This window comes from Oleiphilus sp. HI0080, assembly GCF_001635135.1.
Map to the genome: position 1 here is coordinate 1 of NZ_LWFU01000349.1, position 6,670 is coordinate 6,670.

General features: G+C 46.3%; 6 protein-coding genes. 2 read left to right on the forward strand and 4 right to left on the reverse strand.

The window, feature by feature from the left end; all coding sequences use genetic code 11:
* The coding region (locus A3751_RS05005; protein WP_197466183.1) for an NAD(+)/NADH kinase at positions 1-323 on the reverse strand (323 nt) is incomplete at its 3' end.
* Positions 324-442: 119 nt separating this feature from the next.
* Here A3751_RS05005 and A3751_RS05010 point away from each other — a divergent pair.
* Positions 443-1,417, forward strand: coding sequence for a DUF1853 family protein (locus A3751_RS05010; protein WP_068452932.1), 975 nt, complete (start codon positions 443-445; stop codon positions 1,415-1,417).
* Here the strand turns inward: A3751_RS05010 and A3751_RS05015 are convergent.
* From A3751_RS05015 to A3751_RS05025, 3 genes are all read right to left on the reverse strand, one after another.
* Positions 1,372-2,358: a 1-aminocyclopropane-1-carboxylate deaminase/D-cysteine desulfhydrase gene (locus tag A3751_RS05015; RefSeq protein ID WP_197466184.1), complete on the reverse strand. Its 987-nt coding sequence runs from the start codon at positions 2,356-2,358 to the stop codon at positions 1,372-1,374. The two genes, A3751_RS05010 and A3751_RS05015, sit on opposite strands and share 46 nt — an antisense overlap.
* A 2-nt stretch (positions 2,359-2,360) precedes the next feature.
* Positions 2,361-3,653 (reverse strand): hypothetical protein, encoded by a 1,293-nt coding sequence (locus A3751_RS05020; protein ID WP_068452941.1) that lies wholly within the window; start codon positions 3,651-3,653, stop codon positions 2,361-2,363.
* Between the two features lie 207 nt (positions 3,654-3,860).
* Complete coding sequence (locus A3751_RS05025; protein ID WP_068452935.1) at positions 3,861-5,906, reverse strand: NADPH-dependent 2,4-dienoyl-CoA reductase; 2,046 nt, start codon at positions 5,904-5,906, stop codon at positions 3,861-3,863.
* A gap of 227 nt (positions 5,907-6,133) precedes the next feature.
* Here A3751_RS05025 and A3751_RS05030 point away from each other — a divergent pair.
* The coding region (locus A3751_RS05030) for an AraC family transcriptional regulator (protein WP_231876840.1) at positions 6,134-6,670 on the forward strand (537 nt) is incomplete at its 3' end.

Consider the following 6,670-nt stretch of genomic DNA (forward strand, 5'->3'; position numbering starts at 1 on the left):
ATTTCTTCTGGCGAAATATCTGTCAAAAAGCCTAATCGCCCGCGATTCACTCCCAATAGAGGAACGTTCGACTTAGCAAGCTCACGGGCGGCGCCCAACAGGCTTCCATCGCCACCAACCACAATCACAAGATCACACACCTCACCCATCATTTTGACACTTGAAACCTGCAAACTGTGTCCAGGCATCAGCTCGGCGATCTGCTCTTCCAGAATCAAGTGATAACCTTCTGAAATCAGATGGCGCTTCAATCGTCGGAGCGTCTCTACGACCGTTGCACTACCCAAACGACCGATCAGGCCAATGTTTCGAAAGTTATCCATATTTCCTCTTTAGGTCTAAATCCGCATTTGCGCTAAAACAAAAAAATGAGGCTTGAGTATGCTTATTGAGATCAAGCCTTTAAACTTGTCTGACATAATACCAGAAAAGCCAAGATCAGATGGTTTCAAAGCTGCAATACAAGTCTGCCGAACACTCCTTCAAGCAAGCACTGGCTCTTCGCAACCTAAGCTGGTTCCTGTCTCAGGCGGACCTCATCAAAGCCGAATCGCTCGGTAGCCATACGCACATCATTAGCGATGAGATTGATTTGGACTCAGCTAGCTACTCAGATCAGCTCTCAGACCGCTTAGAACAAAGCCCAAGCCATTTCCTCGGCAGCTATGTCGAGCAACTATGGCGACACTACATCGAAACCAGTTCGCGCTACCAACTTCTTGCGCACAACCTTCAAATCCATGGTGATGGAAAAACACTAGGCGAATTCGATTTTATTGTTGGTGACAACATCACAGGCAAAATAATACATCAGGAAATCGCGGCTAAATTTTACCTAGGGCTCCCCGCTCCCGATCACAAAAGCTGCCTATGGTTCGGCCCAAACAACATTGATCGACTCGACTTGAAAGCGGCGCATCTAAAAAACAAGCAATTACGCCTTTCAGATCTAGAGCATGCGAAAGCTGAACTCGAAAGAAGACACATCACCAAGGTGACAACTCAATGTATTCTGCGAGGCCGACTTTTTCTACCTTGGAACCAGCAGTTAAGAAAGCAATGCCAAGATCTGGACAAGCTAACCCAACACAGCCAGAAAGACGTTTGGATGACACTTTCCGAGCTAAGAGATTATGCCGCAACAAAACCAGAAAATGCGCAATTTTGGCTACTAGAGAAACAACAATGGCTTAGCTTGATGACGCGCAAGGGTTCGAGTTTGAGATACGATGAGATTCTCGCCAAACTTGAGCAGGTCGTTGGCAACGAGCGCAGGGGGGTGATGCTTAAAACACAAAGAAAACTCGGCACTGGCCTACTGAATGACGAAACAGCCTTGTTTATCGTACCCGATGACTGGCAGAAATATCGTTATGACTCACTAACGATACCATCAGAGAAGCCTCTCCACCCTTGAAGCCCGCCAGTGTGAACCATAAGAGCTCGAACATTGTCACCAAGCTTGTGATGTGCAAATTTATGCGCTAGAGCGTACAAAGCCTTTCCGGTGTATATTGGATCCAATAACAACCCATAATTCTGATGGAACTCAGAGATAAACCGTCGCAAGAGCGGCGTCATTTTAGCAAAGCCGCCGTGATGGTAATCATGCCAGATTTCAATATCCTGCGTATCAAATCGGGGAAGATACTGCGAAACCCTCTGCTCCAGATCGCTCGCACCCTTTAAAGCGGACACCCCTATAACGCGCTGCCTCTGTGGCGCAGCGGCGATAATGCCAGCCTGAGTAGTACCAGAACCTACCGGAGTTAAGATAATATCGTAGCCCTCATCGAGCTCGTCGAAAAAACGCTCCATTAGTTCTCTTATTCCCTGCAAACCGGCAAGTCCCTCTCCTCCTTCTGGAATAATGTACGTATCGGGATAGCTCGATTGAACAAGACTCTTATGCTCAGCTGTTGCATAACGTCGATAGTCTTGCCTATTCATCCACCTCAGGCACATGCCCCATGATTCGCACTCAATGAGCGTTGGTGAAAGCTTACTCCGAGACGGTTTCTCACCTCTTATAATGCCCGTTGTACTGAAACCGTAATGATGCCCAGCATAGGCTAAAGCGTGTAAATGGTTCGAGTAAGCGCCCCCGAAACTCAAAACATGATTGTGCTCCGAGGCATAAGCAGCGAGGAGATGATGTTTCAGCTTGAACCATTTATTTCCTGAAATAAATGGATGGATTTTATCTAACCGCAGGACATCAAGCTCTAGGTTCCGAAAACGACTCGTTTCAAAGAAACGCGCAATCAAACCGGAAAGTTGATAATGCGACACATCCGGACGACGGCTAAACGCCTCAAACAAGTCTCGTAGCTCAACTTTTCCTAAAGCCTGCTGCACGTTTAGATATCCAATCGATGCAAATCGCAGCGGTCACTAATACCTAACTCGAAATCAGAAGGGGTTTCACACTTAGCGACTCGATTGTGGCAACGATCACCACTTGAATCCACCTCATGACAAATTGGATCATCAAAATGCTCCAACCACGCTCGATATGTCTTTTCACTTACACGCGCTTTTTCCGCAACAAACGCCATAGGATTCTCTGCATAACGAAGAATATCGTTTGAAGTCATCGAGATATGACCAACGCCCGCGTGGTAAGCGACATACACTACTTCCATTTCCTTGAGCGTCTCAACCAGATCATTTGAGCTAGGACCAGAACTCATGGTTTCTTTTAGCTCCTCAAGTTCTGCTCTCAACTGGTCTTCTCTCTCATCTCGGTATGCGAGATCAAGATCTCGACGATCAAGCTGTTCTCGCAGAAGCACTATCTCTGCTTCAAGCTTTTGCTTTTCGAGACCCTCACGTTCAGCAGAGCTAGCATGCTTAAGCCTTTCTTTCAGCTCATCTACAACACGTGATTGATTGCTCACTTTATCTTGCAGGTCAATATATTGCTCGTTCCGAGAACTCAAACGCTCTTGCAACTTCTCATTGGTAAGTTTGAATTTCTCGATACTTTGTTTGAGCGCTTGAATCTCATTCTTGTATGCGTGAATCACTATACGCTGCTCACGATCCAACTCTTGACCCGCGCGCTCTTTGTGCATTTCCAGCGTACGGATTCGGAGGCGCTGTTCTTTCAGTAGACGAGCTAGCTTGATCCGTTTATCCGCATCCGCGTCAATATCGGCAACAACGTTCGGAGCTTTTGCTCCGCCTACGACCGGCACATCATCCTTGGCAAGCGTCGGAATACCCACCGGCTCGCCTTCCGGCTTATCAGCAAAACGAAAGCGTAATCGGTTAGCGCTCACCGCACGACGCAGAGCCAAAAGATCGTTTGCTCCGGGGTTCATATCAGGATCCCATAGGTCATCCTGGTGCCAGTTAATAGAACACTGTGATCGACAGGCCAAGCGTATAGGCCCGCCACCAAGATCAGGACCACTTCCACTGACAGCTGCTAGTTTTTCGACCGGAAGATTCCAGGAAGTATCAGCGTGACTCTCTTCATCGAAATAGATCTTAAAAAATACAGCCGCTTCAATATCGCCATATGGCCCAATGACGGAATAAACCGCATAAGCATCCTCATCCACATATTCAGGAATAGAGCTCAAACCGTCGAGTAAGGCCTCAAATTCTGAAAATAACATTTGGCGAGAAACCGCGTGGTCTTTCATAAAGAACACGGCTTCGTTCGTTGACTGCCCNATATCCCTCAAAAACAAATTCGCTGATCTATCAGAAAGTTTAGATGATGCTTTGAGAAGCACACGGTTTAATTTCATTTTTACCGCAGACCTGAATCACAATTCAAGACATTGCGACACGATACGCAAGACACAAAAAAGGGCTCATAAATGAGCCCTTAATGATTAGAAGAGAAATTAAAGTTCAGCAGCTAGCCTTGAACCTTGGTTAATTGCTCGTTTCGCATCTAGCTCAGCAGCCACATCTGCACCACCAATCAAGTGAACATTTAAGCCTTTCGACTCAAGTCCTTCCTGAAGCTCACGCAAAGGATCCTGTCCGGCACAAATAATAATGGTATCAACATCTAGAAGCTTCGGTTCCGTGCCCACCAAAACGTGTAGTCCTTCATCATCGATCTTCTCGTAACTAACGCCATTAATCATCTTGACGTTGCGATTCTTAAGAGACGTGCGATGAATCCACCCTGTTGTCTTACCAAGATTCTTGCCTACTTTAGAAGTCTTACGCTGAAGCAAGTACACCTCTCGCTCCACTTCAGGGTGCACCGGCTCTACACCTTTAATACCACCCTGATGCTCCATATTAAGATCAACGCCCCACTCAGCCATAAATGCGGGAATATTCAAGCTCGGAGATTCACCTTTATGAGTAATAAACTCTGACACATCAAAACCAATACCACCTGCACCGATTACCGCTACTTTTTTACCGACCGGTTTGGTGCCTTTAATCGCATCTAGGTACGAAATAACTTTCTCACTCTCCACTCCTGGAATCGCAGGCGTACGCGGCTTAATCCCCGTTGCTAGAATAACCTCATCAAAACCTTCGCTCTCAAGCGCATCGACATCTACACGCATATTCAGCTGCAACTTCACGCCATGTTTTTTGATCATCTCGCCGAAGTAACGAAGCGTCTCATAGAACTCTTCCTTACCAGGAATTTGTTTCGCAATATTGAACTGACCACCAATTTCACTTGCAGAATCAAACAACGTGACATCATGTCCTCGCTCTGCCGCGACAGTTGATGCCGCCAAGCCTGCCGGACCCGCCCCAACCACCGCAATTTTCTTCGGCGTTGCAGTTTTAATGTAGTTCAACTCTGTCTCATGACATGCACGAGGATTCACCAAGCACGACGTTAGTTTCATTGAAAAAGTATGATCCAAACACGCCTGATTGCAGCCGATACAAGTATTGATCTCGTGCGCCTTATCATTCGCTGCCTTGTTTACAAAATCGGAATCTGCGAGGAAGGGACGGGCCATAGAGACCATATCTGCATGCCCATTTGCCAATACATCTTCAGCGACTTCCGGCGTATTAATTCGATTAGTCGTGATTAATGGTATTCCAATAGAGCCTTTGAGTTTCGCAGTAACCTTAGTAAACGCCGCCCGCGGCACCATCGTAGCGATCGTTGGTACACGAGCTTCATGCCAGCCGATGCCCGTATTGATAATCGTTGCGCCCGCTTTCTCAACTTCCTTTGCAAGTTGAACGACTTCTTCCCACGTGCTCCCATCTTCAATCAAATCAAGCATCGATAGTCGATAAATGATGATAAATTCTGGCCCGACTCGTTCACGCACTCGACGGACAATTTCAATAGGAAGACGAATGCGATTTTCATATGCCCCCCCCCACTGATCTGTGCGTTTGTTCGTATGAGAAACAATAAACTGGTTGATGAAATAACCCTCAGATCCCATCACCTCAACACCATCATAGCCTGCAATTTTGGCCATCGCCGCGCTGTTAGCAAAAGCCTCGATCTGTTCTTCAATACCATCCTCGTCCAGCTCTTTGGGAACGAACGGATTGATCGGAGCTTGAATCGCAGAAGGGGCGACTAATTTTGGATGATAAGCATAACGGCCAGCATGCAGTATCTGCATACAAATTTTGCCACCGGCCTCATGGACCGCCTTAGTCACTATCTGATGTTCATACGCTTCTTCTTCGGTGCTCATTTTTCCCGCACCAGGACCAACTGCACCTTCTACATTTGGCGCAATACCACCGGTAACGATAATTCCAACACCACCTTCAGCACGCTCTGCATAGAACTTGGCCATCTTTTCAAAACCATTTGGAGATTCTTCAAGACCCGTGTGCATCGACCCCATCAAAACTCTATTTTTCAACTGGGTAAATCCTAAGTCTAAGGGTTCAAGCAAATGCGGATAAGCTTGTGACTGTGCTTCTTGAGTCATACGTATCTCCAATAAGTTCAGCAACGAGTGATGATATCGTTACATGCTGTATAAAAACGAGGCATTAAAGTAGCCCTCAAAGCACTGAACAACAATACCTTTCATAAACATTTTTGTTACCCTGATATACAATTTTACTTTTTCAGCCTATGAAACAAATACAAAGACTCTCCCTCGGTGACATATCGATCAATTTTGCAAAAGTCATATTCGACACATTGACTGACATGGGATTCGAAACGCAAAACCTCAGTGAAAGCTTCTCCTTTAACGATGAGTTTCTAACTACTCCCGATACAAGGATAAGCATTCCTAAGTATATGCGCTTGGGTCATCAGGCGATTCTCATGACTGGGAGACCAGATCTGGGCTTGGTATTCGGTTCGAAAACGCACAATGGCACTACAGGCCTGGCCGCACTTGCAGCGCAATGCGCACCAGATCTTGAGTCGGCTCTTCGATTACTCATCAACATGGAAACACTGAGCAGTCAAAATTCCCGCGGAAAATCTAGATTCTACATAGAAGACGGAAGAGCTGTGTGCCACTTTTACTCAATCAGCCCATACAATAGATATAATCTTTTTGTCGTCGATGCCATGCTGAGCACTTGGTGGCGCTTTTGTAAACAACACACCGAAGACAAAGTCCATTGCCACCACATCGAGATCGAATACCCCAAGCCGAGTCATGCTGATTCATTTGAAACACACTTTGGCTGCCCAATACTATTCAGTCAAAAACGAAATGCTTTAGTTCTGAAA

What these genes read in the sequence shown, in the direction of transcription:
- A3751_RS05010 (WP_068452932.1), top strand. Translation starts at nt 443, where the DNA reads ATGGTTTCAAAGCTGCAATACAAGTCTGCCGAACACTCCTTCAAGCAA.
- A3751_RS05020 (WP_068452941.1), bottom strand. Translation starts at nt 3,653, where the DNA reads ATGAAAGACCACGCGGTTTCTCGCCAAATGTTATTTTCAGAATTTGAG.
- A3751_RS05025 (WP_068452935.1), bottom strand. Translation starts at nt 5,906, where the DNA reads ATGACTCAAGAAGCACAGTCACAAGCTTATCCGCATTTGCTTGAACCC.